Below are 17876 nucleotides of genomic sequence, written 5' to 3' on the forward strand. Positions count from 1 at the left end.
TCCGTGCGGGACGGCAGCCCGGCTGCTCCGGTGCGGAATGGCTCTTTGGCGGTAGGGAGTCGACGCATACGCAGGCGGTGGCATCGGCCGAGGCCCTGATCCCGCGAGGCTCTGTTCAGAAGCGAACAGGCGAAAAAATAGCCCCTTGCGGGGCTATTCTTGGAGGAGAGGGAGTCAGTTTGAGAAATGCCCGTCATTGCCCGCCAATGACCGTTTCTCCAACACTGACAATGGCTTAGCGCAGATAGAACGGCCGAGAATGTCCACCATTCGCCGCCGGAAACCGCGCCACTTTCGAGAGGGGGTGCGGATAAAAACTTGGACTGGTTTTACGTCGCAAGTCCAAGACTCTCTCGGTACTGGATGGGGCTCAGAGAGCCAAGGGAGATCTTGTCCAGATATTCCATCCGCTTCCACCGTGGGCGCCGCTCTTCAGTCCTAGCGTTGACCAGTGCGCGCCCGATGGCACCGATCGCCCGGCCGTCACTGACGGCAACGGCGCGCGCCGTTCGAGCGCGCGCCGTCCGGGGTCGTTTCAGATTGATTGAGGGAGTTAGCGAGCGCCGCCGTTGACGTGCAGGTGTTCGCCACTGATAAAAGAGGAATCATCGGACGCCAGGAAGACCGCAACCTTGCCCAACTCCTCGGTCTTGCCGAGGCGGCCGAGTGCCGTTCTCGAGGTGATGGCGTTGGCGAAGTCGGACCCGACGAAACCATTGGCAATCACTCTTTCGGTGGCGGTCAGCCCAGGGTTCAGGGCGTTGACCCGGATACCGCGCGGTCCCATCTCTTGGGCGAGGACGCTGGTGTAACCATCGATCGCAGCCTTGGACGCCGTGTAGACAGCATTGCCGGGCATAGGGAACCTCGCTGCCAACGAGCCGATATTGATAATGCTGGCGCCCGCCTTGAGGTGCTGGACGGCGGCGGCGGTCACCAACATCGTACCGAGCACATTGAGCTCGAACTCCTGATGGAACTGCTCTTCGGTGACCTCCTCGACGGTACCGAACGTGTGCATGCCGGCATTGTTCACCAGGATATCGAGCCGACCGAACGTCTTGATCGCCGCGTCCACAATGGCTTGAGCCGATACCTTCTTCGTGATGTTCGCGCCGATGGCGATGGCGTCGCCACCGGCTTTCTTGATATCCGCAACGACGGCATCCGCGCCCACCTGGTCGCTGTTGTAGTTGACGACGACCGAAGCGCCCTCGGCGGCCAGCGCCCGCGCGATTGCGGCACCGATACCGGTTGAGGATCCGGTCACGATGGCAACTTTTCCGGTAAGTTTCTTGGACATAATCAATTCCTTTGCAGATGGTTTTTTACTGATCGATACAAAACATGGCGTGCCGGTTTGCCTCAGGGCAGAGCGCCCCGTTTATTCCTTTGTCCGTGGGAGTGTTGTGGTGGAGGCTTAGCCGACCGAGGTTTTGTACCGAAAGTATATTAAGGTGGCTTGGGCTAGGTCAAGAAGGAATTGTACTTTTCGGTAAAAAACCCTAAGGTGTCAAAAGTGATGGATAGTTCTTCGAAAAAAAATCTTGGGGGGCGCCCCTTGGAGTTCTGTCTGGAGACAGCGCTCGAAGCGGCGACGGGCGTTTTTGCGTCGAAGGGATTTGAGGCGGCCTCGCTGAGTGATCTCTGCTCGGCGATGGGGATCAACCGGCCGAGCCTCTATCTGCACTTCGGGAACAAGGAGGCGCTCTACCTGAAATCGCTCGAACGCTACTCGCGCATGAGCGCACAGGATCTGGAGACCTGCCTTTCCGATCCGTCCGCGCGAGCGGGAGTCGAGCGGCGGCTGCGCGAAGTTGTGATGATGGCCACCGATCCGCACGGACCGGGTGTGTGCTTCACCACCCAAGGCCCCCTGAAGAGCCGCGCAGCGTCAGCGGAGACGCGCGAGGAGCTGGCGCGATGGCGCGGCGCCACAGCGCTCAGGCTGCGTGCGCGCTTTGATAAAGCGGTGATGGACGGCGAACTATCGCCCGGCACGAACACCGAGAGCCTCGCCAATTACTATACGGTGCTGATGCAGGGCTTAGCGGCGCAGGCGCAGGACGGCGGCGAGCGAGCGGCGCTGCTCAATGTGCTCGATGTCGCGATGGCTGCCTGGCCAGCGTCCCGCTAGGCGCTCTTTACGTTCGCGTCGGTGCGCTGCGGCGCCTTTTTGGGAACAATATCTCGCCGATTTCCAGCAGATCCCGCAATTAACACTCAGCTTCTCGGCGCAGTCGGCCAGTTCGAGTGCGCACCCATCAAAGAGCGCCAGCGTGAAGGCATTGCAATCGCTAAGACCAAGGGGTGTTGAATTCCGCTGATCTCTCACTGGGTTTAGAGGGTCAATTTTCGGCGGCAATCAACAGGCTCCGAAAGGCTGCTAGCCAGGGCGGCAACCGAGTACAGCACAGTCAGTCGGGCGGCGCGCAGGCCCTGCCCGCGCCATGCGCGCGGAGCAAACCCAAACATGGGCAAAACCATTGCACGCAGCCCACCAACCAGCGCGCCCAGCAAAAAGCCCCTGTAGCAAGGGCTGCTACAGGGGCTTGAGTTTGGAGGAGAGGGAGGGATTCGAACCCTCGGTACTATCGCTAGTACGCCTGATTTCGAGTCAGGTACATTCGACCACTCTGCCACCTCTCCGGTGCTGTCGAGCCTCAGATTATAGCCAGAAAAATCTGACTTTTGACACTCTGAACCTCAACCGCGCAAAACTTCAAGACCGCCGAGGTACGGACGCAACGCCGCCGGCACGTTGATCGAGCCGTCTTCGTTCTGGTGGTTCTCCAGCACGGCGACCAGCGCGCGGCCCACGGCCAGGCCGGAGCCGTTGAGGGTGTGCACCAGCTCGTTCTTGCCGTTGGCGTTCTTGAAACGGGCCTGCAGGCGGCGCGCCTGGAAGGCTTCGCAATTCGACACCGAGCTGATCTCGCGGTAGGTGTTTTGCGCGGGCAGCCACACCTCGAGGTCGTAGGTCTTGGCGGCGGTGAAGCCCATGTCGCCGGTGCACAGCAGCACCACGCGGTACGGCAGCTCCAGCGCCTGCAGCACGGCTTCGGCGTGGCCGGCCATCTGCTCGAGCGCGTCGTAGCTCTTCTCGGGGTGCACGATCTGCACCATCTCGACCTTGTCGAACTGGTGCTGGCGGATCATGCCGCGCGTGTCGCGCCCGGCGCTGCCGGCTTCCGAACGGAAGCACGGCGTGTGGGCGGTGAGCTTGATCGGCAGTTGCGCCTCGGCCACGACCTCGTCGCGCACGAAGTTGGTCAGCGGCACTTCGCTGGTCGGGATGAGGTACAGCGCCGAATGGTCGGACGCAGCCTCGCCGTCCTGGCCGCCCTTCTTCGCGGCGAACAGGTCGCCTTCGAACTTGGGCAGCTGGCCGGTGCCGCTGAGCGTGGCGGCGTTGACCACGTAGGGCACGTAGCACTCGGTGTAGCCGTGCTGTTCGGTCTGCAGGTCGACCATGAACTGCGCCAGCGCGCGGTGCAGGCGGGCGATCGGGCCCTTCATGACGGAGAAGCGCGAGCCCGAGAGCTTGGCGCCCATCTCGAAATCGAGCCCCAGCGGTGCGCCGAGGTCGACGTGGTCCTTGGGCGCAAAGGCCAGCGGCGTGGCGTTGGCGCCGGCGCCGCCCTTCGGGGCCCAACGGCGAATCTCGACGTTGCCGGCTTCGTCTTCACCGAGCGGCACGCTGGCGTGCGGCAGGTTGGGCACGGCGAGCAGCAGCGCGTGCAGCTCGGGCTGGATTTCTTCGAGGCGCTTGGACTGCGATTCCTGCTCGGCCTTGAGCGCGTTGACTTCGGCCATGAGCGCGTCGACCGACTCGCCCTTGGCCTTCAGCGGGCCGATCTGCTTGTTCAGCGTGTTGCGGCGCGCCTGGATTTCCTCGGTGCGGGTCTGCAGCGTCTTGCGCTCGGCCTCGAGCGCGCTGAACGCCGAGACGTCGAGGTAGGGCTGGTTCTTCTTGCGTTTTTCGAGGCCGGCCACAGCGGAGGCCAAGTCTTTGCGGAGCAGGGTGATGTCAAGCATGGGGAGATTTTAGGTGGGCGCCCGGCCCGCGCCCGCCCTCCCCGCTCGCACGCCTGCGACGACTCAGGCGACCGTGGCCGGATCGACGTTCGCCCCGCAGATGATCAGGCACACCTTCTCGCCCTCACGCGGCACGTAGGCGCCGGTCTGCAGCGCCGCCAGCGGCAGTGCGGCGGCCGGTTCCACGGCGAGCTTCAGCTCTTTCCACAGCCACTGCTGGGCGGCGCGGATGGATTCGTCGGACAGCAGCAGCGCGTCGCGCACCTGCTGCTGCGTGATCTCCCAGGCGATGGCGCCGATGCGGCGTGCGCCGAGCGAATCGGCTGCCACGCCGCCGACGTCCACGTCGACGGGTTCGCCCGCCTCGCGGGCGCGGAACAGCGTCGGGGCCTTCTCGGGTTCGAGCGCGACCACGCGGGCGCGCTGCTCGAACCAGCCGGCAAGGCCGCCGATCAGGCCGCCGCCGCCCACGCTCACGAGCACGGCGTCGGGCAGTCCGCCCTGCGCCTCGATCTCGCGGCCGAGCGTGCCGGCGCCGGCCACCACTTCGGGCTGGTCGTAGGCATGCGTAAGCAAGGCGCCGGTTTCTTTCTGGCGCGTCAGGCAGGCGGCCAGTGCGTCGGGGTACAGCTCGCCGACCACGACCACTTCGGCGCCCAGCGCCCGCAGGCGCGCGCGCTTGGCTTCGGGCGACACGCCCGGCAGGAACACCTGGCAGGGCACGCCCAGCGCCTTGGCGGCCGCGGCGGTGGCGATGCCGGCGTTGCCGCCCGAGGCGACGATCACGCCCGCAGCGGGGATGTCGTTGGCCAGCAGGCGGTTCATCATGCCGCGGGCCTTGAAGCTGCCGCTGACCTGCATGTGCTCCAGCTTGAGCCAGACTTCGGCGCCGGGCGCGGTCACGCCGACGGCGGCGGCCGGCAGCTTCCACAGCGGCGTTTCACGCAGAAAGTGGCCAGCGCGCTCGCTCAGCCTGCGGGAGGCGCTCTCGATTTCGGAGCGCCAGTTGGTGTTTTTCATGGGATTCAGGAGATGTGCCCGGGGGGCGGAATGTCGTCGAGCTTGAGGCCCTTGGGAAGCGGGAACTTGATGGTTTCCTCGATGCCGTCCATCTTGCGCACCGACACGGCGCCGAACGCGCGCACGCGCTCGATCACCTCGTGCACCAGCACCTCGGGCGCCGACGCGCCGGCCGTGAGGCCCACGCGCGACTTGCCTTCGAACCATTCGGGCTTGAGCTCGTCGGCCGAATCGACCATGTAGCTCTCGGTGCCCAGGCGCTGCGCCAGCTCGCGCAGGCGGTTGCTGTTGGAGCTGGTGGGGCTGCCGACCACGATCACGAGGTCGACCTGCGGGCTCATGATCTTCACCGCGTCCTGGCGGTTCTGGGTGGCGTAGCAGATGTCTTGCTGCTTGGGCTCGCGCACGTTCGGAAAGCGCGCGCGCACGGCGGCGGCGATCTCGGCGGCGTCGTCCACGCTGAGCGTGGTCTGGGTGACGACGGCGAGCTTCTCGGTCTGCAGCGGTGCGGCGTTGGCCACGTCGGCCACGTCTTCCACGAGGTGGATGCCGCTCGACAGCTGACCCATCGTGCCTTCGACCTCGGGGTGGCCCTTGTGGCCGATCATGATGAATTCGTAGCCCTCTTTCGCGAGCTTGGCCACCTCGACGTGCACCTTGGTCACGAGCGGGCAGGTAGCGTCGAAGATCGAGAAGCCGCGGTCGCGCGCCTCCTGCTCGACCGCCTTGCTCACGCCGTGCGCGCTGAACACCAGCGTGGAGCCGGGCGGCACGTCGGACAGCTCTTCGATGAAGATCGCGCCCTTGGCCTTGAGCTCGTTCACCACGTAGGTGTTGTGCACGATCTCGTGGCGCACGTAGATCGGCGCGCCGAACTTGGCGAGGGCACGCTCGACGATCTCGATGGCGCGGTCCACGCCGGCGCAGAAACCGCGCGGCTCGGCGAGAAGGACTTCCTCGATGTTCGGGTTCATAGCACGCCGATCAGCTTCACTTCGAAGGTGACGGGCTGGCCGGCCAAGGGATGGTTGAAGTCGAAGCGCACGCCGGTCTCGTTCGACTCGACGACCGCGCCCGCGTAGCTGCCCGCGCCGTCGGGCGTGGGGAACTGCACCACGTCGCCGACGGCGTACTGCTCGTCGGGGTCACCCATCTGGGCCAGCAGCTTGCGCGCCACCCATTGCTGCATGTCGGGATTGCGCTCGCCAAAGGCCTCGCCGGCGGGCAGCTCGAAGGTGGCGTGCGCGCCCTCTTCCAGGCCCATCAGGCGCTGCTCCATGGCCGGCGAGAGTTCGCCGGTGCCCAGCGACAGCGTGGCGGGCTTGTCGGCGAAGGTGTTGATGATGTCGCCCGCCGGACCGGCCAGCCGGTAGTGCAGGGTCAGGAAGGAGCCGGAAGTCACAACTTGGGACATGGGTGCAGCGAAGGTGGGCAAAGAGGAGGGAGGTGTCCCGATAAACTGACCCTCATTTTAAGGATCGGGGCAACATCTCGCCCCGGCCCAGGTTTCAGCAGGGTTTCATGGCATTCAAGGATCTCCCTCTCGACGCCCGGCCGCGCGAAAAGCTCATGGCGCGGGGCGCCGCCGCGCTGGCCGATGCCGAGCTGCTGGCGCTGCTGCTGCGCACCGGCGTGGCCGGCAAGAACGTGCTCCAGTTGGCCCAGCAACTGCTCGAACGCTTCGGCGGCCTGTCGGGGCTGCTGCACACCGCGCCCGATGACCTCAAAGAGGTCAAGGGCATGGGCGGCAGCGCCAAGCGCTCGGAACTCATGGCGGTGCTCGAGCTGGCGCGCCGCGCCATGGGCGAGCGCCTGAAGGAGCGCACGGTGTTCGACTCGCCCGAGGCGGTCAAGCAGTACCTGCAGCTGCACATCGGCTCACGCCCGCACGAGGTGTTCGCGGTGCTGTTCCTCGACGTGCAGCACCGCCTGCTCACGCTCGAAGAACTGTTTCGCGGCACGCTCACGCAGACCAGCGTCTACCCGCGCGAGGTCGTCACCCGCGCCCTGCACCACAAGGCCGCGGCCGTGGTGCTGGCCCACAACCACCCGAGCGGCAGCATCGAGCCCTCGCGCGCCGACGAATCGCTCACGCAAACCCTGCGCGCCGCGCTGGCGCTGGTCGACGTGCGCGTGCTCGACCACGTCATCGTGAGTCCGGGCCAGAGCTTCTCGATGGCGGAACGGGGACTGATCTGATGGCTTCGTCATCTTCCCGTCCCCCCGCGCTGAAAACCCTCGCCGACCTCAAGCAGGTGCAGCGCGTGCTCGCCGAAACCCGCGAACGCGAAGCCGCCGAGGCTGCCGCGCGCGCCGCGGCCGAGCGCAAGCGCGCCGCCGAGAAAGACCTGTTCACGCGCGCCATCGGTGCCACCGAGCCGCTGCGCCGCAAGGCCGCGGTGCCGCTCGCGCCCGAGCCGCCCGCGCCCATTCCGTTCCAGCACCAGCTCGACGAGCAGCGCGTGCTGCGCGAGTCGCTGTCCGACGAGTTCGACGTGACCACGCTGCTCGACGTCGACGACGCCATGAGCTTTCGCCGCCCCGGCATCGGCACCGACATCACGGCGCGGCTGCGCAAGGGCGACTGGTCGATCCAGGCGCAGGTCGACCTGCACGGCCTGCGCAGCGACGAGGCGCGCGAGGCGCTCGGCGGCTTCATCCGCAACGCCCACAAGCAGGGGCTGCGCTGCGTGCGCGTGGTGCACGGCAAGGGCCTGGGCTCGCCCGGCAAGCAGCCGGTGCTCAAGACCAAGACGCAGCGCTGGCTGATCCAGAAGAACGAGGTGATCGCGTTCGTGCAGGCGAAGCCGGCGGAGGGTGGGGCCGGGGCGCTGGTGGTGCTGTTGGCGCCCGTGCGGCGCTGACTGGCTCCCTCTCCCCTCGGGGAGAGGGTTGGGGTGAGGGCTGCGGCGCTTGCACCGACGCCGCGCCTTGTCGAGCGCACTTCCCTCACCCTATCCCTCTCCCCGAGGGGAGAGGGGACAAGACGGGGAACTACTTGCTCAGATCGACCTTGTAGACCGAGCGCCCCTTGCCGCTGTCATCGTCCGCCTTCAGAAGCGAGATGTTCGTCAGCCCCGCGTCCGTCGCAGCGCTCAGTTGCCCCTGCCCCGACGTGATCGTCACATTCCCCGCCGTCGTCACCTGCGTGAAGCGCCAGCTGCGCGCCGCGCCGTTGGCCGCGCGCGTGATGGTCTTCTTCGCCTTGATGTACGCGATCAGCACGTCGCGGTTCGCATCGGGCGAAGCGTAGATCGTCGCCCGGCCGTCCAGCGCCGGAATGAAGCTCGCACCACTGGTCGCGCGGTAGTTGTTCGTGGCAATGACGAACTCCTTCGCCGGGTCGATGGGCGCGCCCAGGTACATGAGGTTCTTGATGCGGCTGCCCACGGCCTGCGTCACGTCGATCTCGTACTGCATGTCGGGCGTGGTGAACATGTCGAAGTTGTAGCCCGGGAAGGTGCTGATCAGCGCCTGGTCGGTCGCGAGGGCCGGGTCGATGGTGTTGAAGCGCTTGGCCGCGGCTTCGAGCCAGCCCTTGATCTCGGCGCCCGTCACCTTCACTGCGTACACCGTGTTCGGGTACAGGTACAGGTCGGCGGCACTGAAGATCGCGAGGTTGCCCACGGCCACGTCGGTGTAGTCGCGCCCGCCCTCGAAGCCCGACTTGAAGGGCGCGCTCACCGACAGCACCGGCAGGCTCGCGTACTGCGGCAGGTTGGCCTGGATATACGTCTTCACGTAGTCGGCCTGGGCCTGGTTCACGATCTGGATCGCGCCCGGGTCGCCCACGTCGGCGAAGAAGGTGTTCATGCGGAAATCGGTGGTGCCGACCGGCGTCTTCACGTAGTCGATCGCGGCCTGGTGCTGGGTGTCGACCAGCGGCGCCACGCTCGGGTCGGCGTCGACGTACACGGCCTTGCCTGCGCCGTCCTTGCCGGTTTGCGTGGAGCGCGCCTCGACCAGCGTCTTGCTCTTGTCCACGCCCCAGGCCTTGCCATCCCACACCAGCTCCAGCTTCACGAGACCCAGCGCCTTGCCCCACGAGCTGGGCATCACGGCCGGCACGCCGTTGACGGTGCCGGCGGCGTTGTCCACACCGGCCTGCGTGTAGCCGGGCTTGGCGCCGCGGTCGGGGAACAGGCCGTGCTGGTGGCCCATCATCAGCACGTCGATGCCGGGCACCTTCGACAGGTACAGGCCCGGGCTTTCCATCGTCGGCGAATACGGCGAGCCGTCGAGGCCGCCGTGCTGCAGCGCGACGACGATGTCGGCGCCCTTCTCGCGCAGCTCGGGCACGTAGCGCTTGGCGGCTTCGACCGCGCCTTCGGTGCGCAGCTTGCCTTCGAGAAAGCGCTTGTCCCAGTTCATGATGCCGGGCGTGGTGAAGCCGATCACGCCGACCTTCACCGGCACCGTCACGCTCTTGCCGTCAGGCGCGGTGGCCGTGAACTGCTTGGTGACGATGGTGTACGGCGCCACGAGCGGCTTGCCGCTCTTGAGGCTGTGCACGTTGGCCACCACCATCGGGAAGCTCGGGCCTGCGCACTTCTTGCTGCCGTCCACGCCCTCGACATCGAGGCCGCCACCGAGCACCTGGTTGAGGAAGTCCAGGCCGTAGTTGAACTCGTGGTTGCCCAGCGTGCCGGCGTCGTAGCCGGTGGCGTTCATCACCTTGTACATCGACAGCGGCTGCGTGCACGGGATGCGGCTGACCAGCGCTTCGTAGTCGGCCAGCGCGGTGCCCTGGATGGTGTCGCCGTTGTCGAACAGCATCGTGTTCGCGAACTCCTTGCGCGCGGCGTTGATGAGCGTCGCAGTGCGCTCGTAGCCGTACGACTTGTCTTCGGCGAGCTTGAAGTAGTCGTAGCTGCGCACGTTGAAGTGCAGGTCGGTCGTTTCGAGCAGCGCGACCGTGGTGCGCGTGCCGGCGGCCACGGGCGCCGGCGCAGGCGCGGGCGCAGGGGGCGGAACGATCGGCGGGAAGGTAGTGCCGCCCCCGTTGCCACCGCCACAGGCGGTGAGCACGGCGGTCAGGACGGCGGCACAGGTGGACATGGGGGCGAGGCGCGCCAGCGACGCGGCCACTGCGTTGTTCATCGAGAGGTCTCCCTACGGATATGAGGAAGGCCAGTCTCCGAAAGCAGGGTGACAGACCGGTGAATCCGGGCCTGCCGTGCAGCGCCGTTGCGACAGCAGTTACGCCAGGTGATTCTTTAGTGGTACCGCCGCGTCCGCCACCGCTTCGGGCGCGGGGCTGCGGCCCGCTTCGAGCAGCTTGCGGCTCATCATGTGATCGACCGGCGCGTTCACCGATTCGACGCACACGAGCTGGCCGTCGACGTAGTGGAACAGCGAGAACGCCTCGGGCTTCGGCCCCGCGCGGCGCACGCTCACCAGGCCCGGCGTGCCTTCAGCCGGCATGAGGCCCGCCATCTGCAGGCGCAGGCCGCCCTGGTCGGACCAGAACCAAGCGACCGCGTCGTGATCGCGTGCGGCGCCGGTCAGCGTGGCCACGGCGGTGCGCGCCTGGTCGTTCGCGTTCTGCACCGATTCGAGCCGCAGCGCACGGCCCGCGCGGCGGTCGGGGAAGCGCGTGCAGTCGCCCACCGCGAGCACGTCGGCCGCGCTGGTCTGCATGTGGCCGTCGACCACGATGCCGTCGGCGCACTCGAGGCCCGCGGCCTGCGCGAGCGCGGTCTCGGGCACAGCGCCGATGCCCAGCAACAGCAGGTCGATCGGCTGCTTCGTGCCGTTGACTTCGACCGACACGAGCCGGTCGCCCACGACCTCGAAGGCGCCGGTCTGCGCGCCCAGCACGATGTCGATGCCGGCCGCGCGGTGCGTGGCCAGCACGTGCGCCGACAGCTCGGGCGACACCGCGCGGCCCAGGAGGCGCGGCGCGCATTCGATCACCTGCACGCGCTTGCCCAGCGCCTGCGCGGTGGCTGCCACTTCGAGGCCGATGAAGCCGCCGCCCAGCACCGTGACCTGCTGCGCATCCATCAGCCGCGTGCGCAGACGATGCGCCTCGTCGGCGGCACGCAGGCTCGCGACGTTTTCCAGGCCCGGCTGCAGGCCGGGCATCTGGCGTGCGCGCGTGCCGGTGGCCAGCACCAGGCGCTCCCACGGCAGCACCGCGCCCGAGCGCAGCGTGACGGTGTGCGCCTCGCGGTCGATGGCCACGGCGGCGTCGCCCAGGTGCAGCGTGATGCCCGCTTCGCGGTACCAGTCGGCGGCTTTGTGCGGCTGCGTGGTTTCTTCGGCGCTCTTGAGAAAAGCCTTCGACAGCGGCGGGCGGTGGTAAGGCTCACAGGCCTCTTCGCAGACCAGGTGCACGCGCGCGCCCTGCCCGGCTTCCGCCAGGCCCGCGCAGAGCTGGGCCGCGGCGTGGCCGCCGCCGATGATGACGATGGAATTCATGGAGAACAGTCTTTCGGGAATCGTTGTCTGGTCACTCACCGCGGTTGCGCATCCAGTCCGCGGTCTTGAAGAAAGAGTCGCGCAGGCGTGCGCGCAGGTCTTCAGGCACACCGGTCTCGCCCATCGCCTGGTCCATGCAGGCCAGCCACTGGTCGCGCTCCTTGATGCCGATGCTGTGACCGCCGATGGCCTGCGGCATGTGCCGCGCGCGCAGCATCGGGTGGCCGAAGCGGTCGGTGTAGTGGGCGGGCCCGCCGAGCCAGCCGCACAGGAACCAGAAGAGGCGCTGGCGCGCGTTGTCCAGGTCGGTGCCGTGCACGGCGCGCAGTTGCGCGTAGGCCGGCTCGAGGTCCATCAGGTCGTAGAAGCGCTCGACCAGCGCCTCCACCTTGGGCTCGCCGCCGATCCACTCGAAAGGCGTGCCGGCGGGCGGTTTGTCTTGAATCTGCATGAAAGCGAGTATCCCTGCGAGGGCACTCTAGAGCTGGATCAGGTCGGGAATGCCCACATCGGTGCTCACGTCGGCCGTGTAGTCCACGCCGTCGACGGCAAAGCCGAACAGGCGCAGGAACTCGGTCTTGTAGCCCGCGAAATCGGTCATCTCGTTGAGGTTCTCGCCGGTGACCTGCGGCCAGAGTTCCTGCACGCGCGCCTGCACCTGCGGTGCCAGTTCCTTGTAGTCGGCGCGCAGGCGGCCTTCGTCGTCCAGGTGCGGCGTGGCGCCGTACAGGCTGTCGGCGTACAGGCCGTGCACCTGCTCGATGCAGCCCTCGTGCGTGCCTTCGGCCTTCATCACCTTGAACAGCAGCGACAGGTACAGCGGCATCATCGGAATGGCCGAGCTGGCCTGCGTGACCACCGCCTTCAGCACCGACACGCGCGCGTCGCCGCCCTTGGCCGCCAGCTGCGCGCGGATGTCCAGCACCTTCTCGTCCAGATCCTTCTTGGCGGCACCGATGGAGCCGTTCCAGTAGATGTCGTGGGTGATCTGCTCGCCCAGGTAGGTGAAGGCCGTGGTCTTGGCGCCGTCGGCCAGCACGCCGGCCTGCTGCAGCGCGTCGATCCACATCTGCCAGTCGTCGCCGCCCATGACGGCGACGGTGTTGTCGATTTCTTCCTGCGTGGCGGGCTCGAGCACCGACTCCTTCACGGCCCCGCTGTCGGTGTCCAGGCCGCGCAGCGTCACGGCCTTGCCGATGGGCTTGAGCACGGAGTTGAAGACCTGGCCCGTCTTCGGGTGCGTGCGGCGCGGCGCGGCCAGGCTGTAGACCACGAGGTCGACCTGGCCGAGGTCGGCGCGGATGGTGTCGATGGTCTGCTGCTTCACCGCGTCGGAAAAGCCGTCGCCGTTGATGCTCTTGGCGTAGCGCCCTTCGGCCGTGGCGGCGCGGTGGAACGCGGCGGTGTTGTACCAGCCGGGCGAGCCGGGCTTGGTCGCGCTGCCCGCGCGTTCGAAGAACACGCCCAGCGTGTCGGCGCCGCAGCCGAAGGCCGCCGTGATGCGCGCGGCCAGGCCGTAGCCGGTGGAGGCGCCGATGACCAGCACGCGCTTCGGGCCGCCCGCGATGGAGGGCTTGGCTTTGACGTAGTCGATCTGTTGCCGGACATTGGCTTCGCAGCCCACGGGATGGGTGGTGACGCAGATGAAGCCGCGCACGCGGGGTTGGATGATCATGAAAAGCTCGCTCGGTAAGACATTCGGGGGACGGCGGCAGGGCACGTCGCGGCGTCGCGAATTTAACCCAGCCGGCAACAGGCCGATTCATCAGCCCCATATGCATATGTCGATTGACGATTTAATAATCTTGGGTTTTATTGATATGGTTCCGGCCTGAATTTCACTCTGGAGAGAGGACGATCCCACCATGCGCCACACCCTGCTTGCCGCGGCCCTTGCCGCCTCCGCCCTGCTGACCGGCGTTGCCGCCCATGCGGACCAGCTCGCCGACATCAAGAAAAAGGGCGAACTCGTGGTCGGCGTGCTCGGCACCGACGAGCCCGCCACCTTCATCGATCCGAAGACGCGCCAGATCGTCGGCTACGAGGTCGACCTGGTGAACGCCATCGCGAAAAAGATCGGCGTGAAGCCGGTGCTCAAGCAGATCGCCGTGGCCGCGCGCATTCCCGAACTGCAGCAGGGCCACGTGGACCTGGTGGCCGCCGGCCTCACGCACAACAAGGAGCGCGAGGCGCAGATCGACTTCTCGCTCACCACCTTCGTCACCGGCCAGAAGGCCGTCGTGAAGAAGACCAGCGGCATCACCGACGTGCCGCAGCTCGGCGGCAAGAAGGTGCTGACCATCCGCGGCGGCACGCAGGAGCCGAACATCCGCAAGGCCGTGCCCACCGCCGAGGTCGTGACCTTCGACACCAGCCAGCAGGCCTTCCAGGCGCTGCAGCAGGGCAAGGGCGTGGGCTACGTGGACGACGAGGCCGCGCTGCTGCGCAGCTACGCCAAGCTGGGCCCGCAGAAGGCGCAGTACGTGGTGCTCAAGCAGAACCTGAGCACCGAGTCGCTGGCCATCGGCATCAAGAAGGGCGAGAGCGGCCTGAAGGCCGTGGTGGACGACACGCTGCGCGAACTCGAGAAGTCGGGCGAAGCGCAGAAGATCTTCATCAAGTGGTACGGCCCGAACACGGCCTCCGGCTTCCAGACGCGCGACTTCAAGCTCGAGACCGACAAGATCGACTGACCGGTCTTTTGACTTTCTCCTTCCCCCCTGGGGGAAGGCCGGGATGGGGGCTGACAGCCTTCGCACAGGCCGCGGCGCATCGATCGCCGCCGTGCCCCCCACCCCCACCCTCCCCCAGCGGGGGAGTGAGCCAAGCCCCCTCGCGACGGTGATACTGTCGCCCCCCATGCCCCTGTTCGACTATTCGCTGCTGCTCACCGGCCAGTACCACGACATGCTGGTCGCGGGCCTGTGGCTGTCGCTGCAGCTGCTCGCGGTCTCGCTCGTCTTTGCGCTGCCGCTGGCGCTGGTGGTGGCGCTGCTGCGGCTCTCGCCGCTCGCACCGCTGCGCTGGCTCGGCTTTGCGTATGTGGAATCGATCCGCAACATCCCGCTGCTGGCCCACATGCTGTTCTGGTATTTCGGCGCGCCCGAGCTGCTGCCCGAAGGCATCAAGACCTGGCTCTATGAAGGCCACATCGAGGCCTACAGCGCGATCGTCGCGCTGTCGCTGTACACGGCCGCCTTCATGGCCGAGGACATCCGCAGCGGCATCCGCTCGATCCCGGCCGTGCAGTTCGAGGCCGGCCGTGCGCTGGGCTTCAGCTTCCTGGCCACCATGCGCCGCGTGGTGCTGCCGCAGGCGCTGCGCGTGACCGTGCCGCCGCTCATCTCGCAGACCCTGAGCCTGTGGAAGAACACCTCGATCGCCACCGTGATCGGCGTGGCCGAGCTGATGTACCAGGCCGGGCAGGTGGAAAGCGCGACCTTCCGCAGCTTCGAGTCGTTCGCGTTCGCGAGTGCGGCTTATCTGACGGTGTCGCTGGCGATCACGGGGCTCGCGACCTGGTACCACCACCGCTTCCCGGTGCGGACCATATGAAGGCGGTCGAGCGCCGCCGGGCCGCCCCAAGGCGCGAGCGGCCCCCTCGGGGGGCAGCGAGGACACGCAGTGCCGAGCGTGGGGGCCATTTCCAATGTTAGAAATCATCAACGACTACTGGGTCTACTTCCTCATCGGCCAGTACCCGAACGGCCCGCTCGGCGGGCTGGTGCTCACGCTGCTGCTGGCCTCGTGCGGGCTGGTGCTCGCACTGCCGCTGGGCATCGTGCTCGGCCTGGCGCGCGTGAGCCCGTGGCGCTGCGTGCGCTGGCCCGTCACGGCGCTGGTGTTCGTGGTGCGCGGCCTGCCGCTGTTGATGGTGATCTTCTGGGCCTACTTCTTCCTGCCCAGCGTCACGGGCGTGAAGACCGACCAGTTCACCACCATGCTGATCGCGCTCGTGATCTTCGATGCGGCCTACCTCGCCGAGATCGTGCGCGCCGGCATCCAGGGCCTGCCGCGCGGGCAGATGGAAACCGCGCGCGCGCTCGGCCTGAGCTACTTCGGCGCGATGCGCCTCGTGGTGCTGCCGCAGGCGCTGCGCAGCATGCTGCCCTCGCTGGTGAACCAGTTCGTCTCGACCATCAAGGAGACCTCGCTGGGCTACATCATCGGGCTGGCCGAGGTGTCGTTCATTGCCACGCAGATCAACACGCAGGTGTTCACCAAGCCGGCGCAGATCTACCTGATCCTGGGCCTGACCTACTTCATCCTGTGCTTCGGCCTCTCGCGCTTCGCCTACTGGCTGGAACGCCGGCTCGCGCGCCGCGGCCTTCCCGCCGCGACCCTCAAGGTGCCCGCATGATCGAACTCGAAAAAGTCAACAAGTGGTACGGCAGCTACCACGCGCTGGTCGACGTGACCGAAACCATCCACAAGGGCGAGGTGGTCGTCGTGTGCGGGCCCTCGGGCTCGGGCAAGTCGACGCTGATCCGCACCTTCAACCGGCTGGAGCCGATCCAGTCGGGCCGCATCACGCTCGACGGGCAGGACATCCACGCGCCCGGCCTGGACGTGAACGCCTTTCGCTCGCGCATCGGCTTTGTCTTTCAGCAGTTCAACCTGTTCCCGCACCTCAGCGTGCTGCAGAACTGCACCATGGCGCCGATGCAGCTGCACGGCCTGTCGCGCAAGGAAGCCGACGCGCGCGCGATGGCGCTGCTGGAGCGCGTGGGCCTCGCGAACAAGGCCAATGCCTGGCCCGGCGAGCTGTCGGGCGGCCAGCAGCAGCGCGTGGCCATTGCGCGCGCGCTCGCCATGAAGCCGCCGCTGATGCTGTTCGACGAACCCACCAGCGCGCTCGACCCCGAGATGGTCGGCGAGGTGCTGCTGGTGATGCGCGACCTCACGCGCGACGGCATGACCATGGTGTGCGTCACGCACGAGATGGGCTTCGCGCGCGAGGTGGCCGACCGCGTGCTCTTCATGGACCAGGGCCAGGTGCTCGAACGCGCCACGCCCGACGATTTCTTCAACCGCCCGCAGCACCCGCGTGCGCAGCAGTTTCTGTCCGACATCCGTTCGCCTTTTTCGAGAGACGCATGACCGACTCCACCCTTCCCCTCATCGACGTCGCGCCGCTCGTGGCCGGCGCGCCCGAACGCGAACGTGTGGCGGCGCAGATCGGCGACGCCTGTCGCGCGCACGGCTTCTTCTACGTCACGGGCCACGGTGTCGACACCGCATTGATCCAGCGGCTCGAAGACCTGAGCCACCAGTTCTTCGACCTCCCCGAAGAAACCAAGATGCAATGGCGCATGGCCCTGGGCGGCCGTGCCTGGCGCGGTTATTTCCCGCGCGGCGGCGAGCTGACCTCGGGCCGCCCCGACTGGAAGGAAGGCCTCTACCTGGGCACCGAGCTGCCCGCCGACCACCCGCTGGTGCAGGCGAAGACGCCGGTGCACGGGCCGAACCTCTTTCCCGATGTGCCGGATTTTCGCGAGACCATCCTCGCGTACATGGACGCCGTCACGCAGCTGGGCCACCGGCTGATGGAAGGCATCGCGCTGAGCCTCGGCCTGCCCGCGAACTACTTCGCGCAGCGCTACACGGCCGACCCGCTGATCCTGTTCCGCCTCTTCAACTACCCGACGCAGGCCGTGCCCGAGGGGCTGGACGTGCAATGGGGCGTGGGCGAGCACACCGACTACGGCCTGCTCACGATCCTGCACCAGGACACCGTGGGCGGCCTCGCGGTGCACACGCCGGGCGGCTGGATCGACGCGCCACCGGTGCCCGGCGCCTTCGTCTGCAACATCGGCGACATGCTCGACCGCATGACCGGCGGGCGCTACAAGTCGACGCCGCACCGCGTGAAGCGCAACACCTCGGGCCGCGACCGGCTGTCGTTCCCGCTGTTCTTCGACCCGAACTTCGAGGCCCGCGTGCAGCGCATCGAAGGCCTGGCCGGCGCCGACGCGCTGGACGACAGCGCCGAACGCTGGGACCGCGCGAACGTGCACGCGTTCAGCGGCCGCTACGGCGATTACCTGCTGGCCAAGGTGTCGAAGGTGTTTCCGCAGCTGCGGGACGAAGTGCTCTGAGGCGACCCCGCGGGGAGGTCGCTGAACGCGTCCTTCCCACGGGCGACATCCGCATCCGCATCGAGATCGGCCCCGCACGGCCGGGGCTTGGCGCCGCCATTCACTTTCATGAAATGGCAAGCAAGTGGCGATATCGAGCCATTTTCAACACTGAATCGGACATGAAGAATCCGCCGCGTCGCCGTCCATCCGGCCTGCGGCCAACGATTCCAACCCATCCCTCTCATGACGATTCAAAAATTCACCCAGCAAAGCTTGCAGGATTTCGCTCTCACCGCCAGTGCGCACAACCCGAGC

17 protein-coding genes and 1 tRNA gene are annotated in these 17876 nt (G+C 67.0%); 8 read left to right on the forward strand and 10 right to left on the reverse strand.

Translation table 11 applies throughout. The features are described 5' to 3' along the window. Positions 1 to 553: 553 nt before the first annotated feature. Positions 554 to 1303 (reverse strand): SDR family NAD(P)-dependent oxidoreductase, encoded by a 750-nt coding sequence (locus CLU95_RS08125; protein ID WP_099792070.1) that lies wholly within the window; start codon positions 1301 to 1303, stop codon positions 554 to 556. 219 nt (positions 1304 to 1522) lie between these two features. Here CLU95_RS08125 and CLU95_RS08130 point away from each other — a divergent pair, with 219 nt between their 5' ends. Beyond that, positions 1523 to 2137, forward strand: a complete 615-nt coding sequence (locus CLU95_RS08130; RefSeq protein ID WP_099792072.1) for a TetR/AcrR family transcriptional regulator — start codon at positions 1523 to 1525, stop codon at positions 2135 to 2137. Positions 2138 to 2559: 422 nt separating this feature from the next. Here CLU95_RS08130 and CLU95_RS08140 read toward each other — a convergent pair. From CLU95_RS08140 to CLU95_RS08160, 5 genes are all read right to left on the reverse strand, one after another. After that, positions 2560 to 2649 (reverse strand) — tRNA-Ser (locus CLU95_RS08140). Positions 2650 to 2706: 57 nt separating this feature from the next. Continuing rightward, positions 2707 to 4038: a serine--tRNA ligase gene (gene serS, locus CLU95_RS08145; protein ID WP_099792074.1), complete on the reverse strand. Its 1332-nt coding sequence runs from the start codon at positions 4036 to 4038 to the stop codon at positions 2707 to 2709. Positions 4039 to 4101: 63 nt separating this feature from the next. Next, positions 4102 to 5058: a threonine/serine dehydratase gene (locus tag CLU95_RS08150; protein WP_373668488.1), complete on the reverse strand. Its 957-nt coding sequence runs from the start codon at positions 5056 to 5058 to the stop codon at positions 4102 to 4104. Between the two features lie 5 nt (positions 5059 to 5063). Continuing rightward, positions 5064 to 6032: a 4-hydroxy-3-methylbut-2-enyl diphosphate reductase gene (gene ispH, locus CLU95_RS08155; protein WP_099792076.1), complete on the reverse strand. Its 969-nt coding sequence runs from the start codon at positions 6030 to 6032 to the stop codon at positions 5064 to 5066. After that, positions 6029 to 6472 (reverse strand): FKBP-type peptidyl-prolyl cis-trans isomerase, encoded by a 444-nt coding sequence (locus CLU95_RS08160; RefSeq protein WP_099797172.1) that lies wholly within the window; start codon positions 6470 to 6472, stop codon positions 6029 to 6031. The genes ispH and CLU95_RS08160 overlap by 4 nt, the downstream gene beginning before the upstream one ends. Before the next feature lie 107 nt (positions 6473 to 6579). Here CLU95_RS08160 and radC point away from each other — a divergent pair, with 107 nt between their 5' ends. Then, the gene (gene radC, locus CLU95_RS08165; protein WP_099792078.1) at positions 6580 to 7257 is read left to right on the forward strand and encodes a RadC family protein; all 678 of its coding nucleotides are present in this window, start codon (positions 6580 to 6582) and stop codon (positions 7255 to 7257) included. Continuing rightward, positions 7257 to 7922: a Smr/MutS family protein gene (locus CLU95_RS08170; protein WP_099792079.1), complete on the forward strand. Its 666-nt coding sequence runs from the start codon at positions 7257 to 7259 to the stop codon at positions 7920 to 7922. The genes radC and CLU95_RS08170 overlap by 1 nt, the downstream gene beginning before the upstream one ends. A 130-nt stretch (positions 7923 to 8052) precedes the next feature. Here the strand turns inward: CLU95_RS08170 and CLU95_RS08175 are convergent, their stop codons facing one another. The 4 genes from CLU95_RS08175 to fabV all read right to left on the reverse strand — a co-directional run bounded on the left by CLU95_RS08175 (position 8053) and on the right by fabV (position 13156). Then, positions 8053 to 10116: a bifunctional 2',3'-cyclic-nucleotide 2'-phosphodiesterase/3'-nucleotidase gene (locus tag CLU95_RS08175; protein WP_099797173.1), complete on the reverse strand. Its 2064-nt coding sequence runs from the start codon at positions 10114 to 10116 to the stop codon at positions 8053 to 8055. Positions 10117 to 10257: 141 nt separating this feature from the next. Further along, positions 10258 to 11481, reverse strand: a complete 1224-nt coding sequence (locus tag CLU95_RS08180; RefSeq protein WP_099792081.1) for an NAD(P)/FAD-dependent oxidoreductase — start codon at positions 11479 to 11481, stop codon at positions 10258 to 10260. Between the two features lie 31 nt (positions 11482 to 11512). Then, a complete protein-coding gene (locus CLU95_RS08185) occupies positions 11513 to 11932 on the reverse strand; it encodes a group II truncated hemoglobin (protein ID WP_099792083.1) in 420 nt (139 codons plus the stop codon). A 27-nt stretch (positions 11933 to 11959) separates the two neighbouring features. Next, positions 11960 to 13156: an enoyl-ACP reductase FabV gene (fabV, locus tag CLU95_RS08190; protein WP_099792085.1), complete on the reverse strand. Its 1197-nt coding sequence runs from the start codon at positions 13154 to 13156 to the stop codon at positions 11960 to 11962. Between the two features lie 190 nt (positions 13157 to 13346). On the opposite strand from fabV, the gene CLU95_RS08195 reads away from it, so the two are divergent. The 5 genes from CLU95_RS08195 (at position 13347) to CLU95_RS08215 (ending at position 17579) form a co-directional block, all read left to right on the forward strand. After that, positions 13347 to 14174 (forward strand): ABC transporter substrate-binding protein, encoded by an 828-nt coding sequence (locus CLU95_RS08195; protein WP_099792087.1) that lies wholly within the window; start codon positions 13347 to 13349, stop codon positions 14172 to 14174. Between the two features lie 166 nt (positions 14175 to 14340). Next, positions 14341 to 15036, forward strand: coding sequence for an amino acid ABC transporter permease (locus CLU95_RS08200; protein WP_099792089.1), 696 nt, complete (start codon positions 14341 to 14343; stop codon positions 15034 to 15036). Positions 15037 to 15130: 94 nt separating this feature from the next. Then, the gene (locus tag CLU95_RS08205) at positions 15131 to 15841 is read left to right on the forward strand and encodes an amino acid ABC transporter permease (protein ID WP_056578437.1); all 711 of its coding nucleotides are present in this window, start codon (positions 15131 to 15133) and stop codon (positions 15839 to 15841) included. Then, positions 15838 to 16581, forward strand: a complete 744-nt coding sequence (locus tag CLU95_RS08210; protein WP_099792091.1) for an amino acid ABC transporter ATP-binding protein — start codon at positions 15838 to 15840, stop codon at positions 16579 to 16581. The genes CLU95_RS08205 and CLU95_RS08210 overlap by 4 nt, the downstream gene beginning before the upstream one ends. Beyond that, on the forward strand, positions 16578 to 17579 hold the full coding sequence (locus tag CLU95_RS08215) for an isopenicillin N synthase family dioxygenase (RefSeq protein ID WP_099792093.1): 1002 nt from the start codon (positions 16578 to 16580) through the stop codon (positions 17577 to 17579). Before CLU95_RS08210 ends, CLU95_RS08215 begins: the two co-directional genes overlap by 4 nt. The last annotated feature ends 297 nt before the right edge of the window (positions 17580 to 17876 follow it).

Origin of the sequence: Variovorax sp. 54, from assembly GCF_002754375.1 — a bacterium.
In the GTDB taxonomy this organism is placed as follows: domain Bacteria; phylum Pseudomonadota; class Gammaproteobacteria; order Burkholderiales; family Burkholderiaceae_C; genus Variovorax.

What these genes read in the sequence shown, in the direction of transcription:
- fabV (WP_099792085.1), bottom strand. Translation starts at nt 13,156, where the DNA reads ATGATCATCCAACCCCGCGTGCGCGGCTTCATCTGCGTCACCACCCAT.
- ispH (WP_099792076.1), bottom strand. Translation starts at nt 6,032, where the DNA reads ATGAACCCGAACATCGAGGAAGTCCTTCTCGCCGAGCCGCGCGGTTTC.
- CLU95_RS08170 (WP_099792079.1), top strand. Translation starts at nt 7,257, where the DNA reads ATGGCTTCGTCATCTTCCCGTCCCCCCGCGCTGAAAACCCTCGCCGAC.
- CLU95_RS08160 (WP_099797172.1), bottom strand. Translation starts at nt 6,472, where the DNA reads ATGTCCCAAGTTGTGACTTCCGGCTCCTTCCTGACCCTGCACTACCGG.
- CLU95_RS08195 (WP_099792087.1), top strand. Translation starts at nt 13,347, where the DNA reads ATGCGCCACACCCTGCTTGCCGCGGCCCTTGCCGCCTCCGCCCTGCTG.
- CLU95_RS08205 (WP_056578437.1), top strand. Translation starts at nt 15,131, where the DNA reads ATGTTAGAAATCATCAACGACTACTGGGTCTACTTCCTCATCGGCCAG.
- CLU95_RS08175 (WP_099797173.1), bottom strand. Translation starts at nt 10,116, where the DNA reads ATGTCCACCTGTGCCGCCGTCCTGACCGCCGTGCTCACCGCCTGTGGC.
- CLU95_RS08150 (WP_373668488.1), bottom strand. Translation starts at nt 5,058, where the DNA reads ATGAAAAACACCAACTGGCGCTCCGAAATCGAGAGCGCCTCCCGCAGG.
- CLU95_RS08180 (WP_099792081.1), bottom strand. Translation starts at nt 11,481, where the DNA reads ATGAATTCCATCGTCATCATCGGCGGCGGCCACGCCGCGGCCCAGCTC.
- CLU95_RS08125 (WP_099792070.1), bottom strand. Translation starts at nt 1,303, where the DNA reads ATGTCCAAGAAACTTACCGGAAAAGTTGCCATCGTGACCGGATCCTCA.
- serS (WP_099792074.1), bottom strand. Translation starts at nt 4,038, where the DNA reads ATGCTTGACATCACCCTGCTCCGCAAAGACTTGGCCTCCGCTGTGGCC.
- CLU95_RS08185 (WP_099792083.1), bottom strand. Translation starts at nt 11,932, where the DNA reads ATGCAGATTCAAGACAAACCGCCCGCCGGCACGCCTTTCGAGTGGATC.
- radC (WP_099792078.1), top strand. Translation starts at nt 6,580, where the DNA reads ATGGCATTCAAGGATCTCCCTCTCGACGCCCGGCCGCGCGAAAAGCTC.
- CLU95_RS08215 (WP_099792093.1), top strand. Translation starts at nt 16,578, where the DNA reads ATGACCGACTCCACCCTTCCCCTCATCGACGTCGCGCCGCTCGTGGCC.
- CLU95_RS08200 (WP_099792089.1), top strand. Translation starts at nt 14,341, where the DNA reads ATGCCCCTGTTCGACTATTCGCTGCTGCTCACCGGCCAGTACCACGAC.
- CLU95_RS08130 (WP_099792072.1), top strand. Translation starts at nt 1,523, where the DNA reads ATGGATAGTTCTTCGAAAAAAAATCTTGGGGGGCGCCCCTTGGAGTTC.
- CLU95_RS08210 (WP_099792091.1), top strand. Translation starts at nt 15,838, where the DNA reads ATGATCGAACTCGAAAAAGTCAACAAGTGGTACGGCAGCTACCACGCG.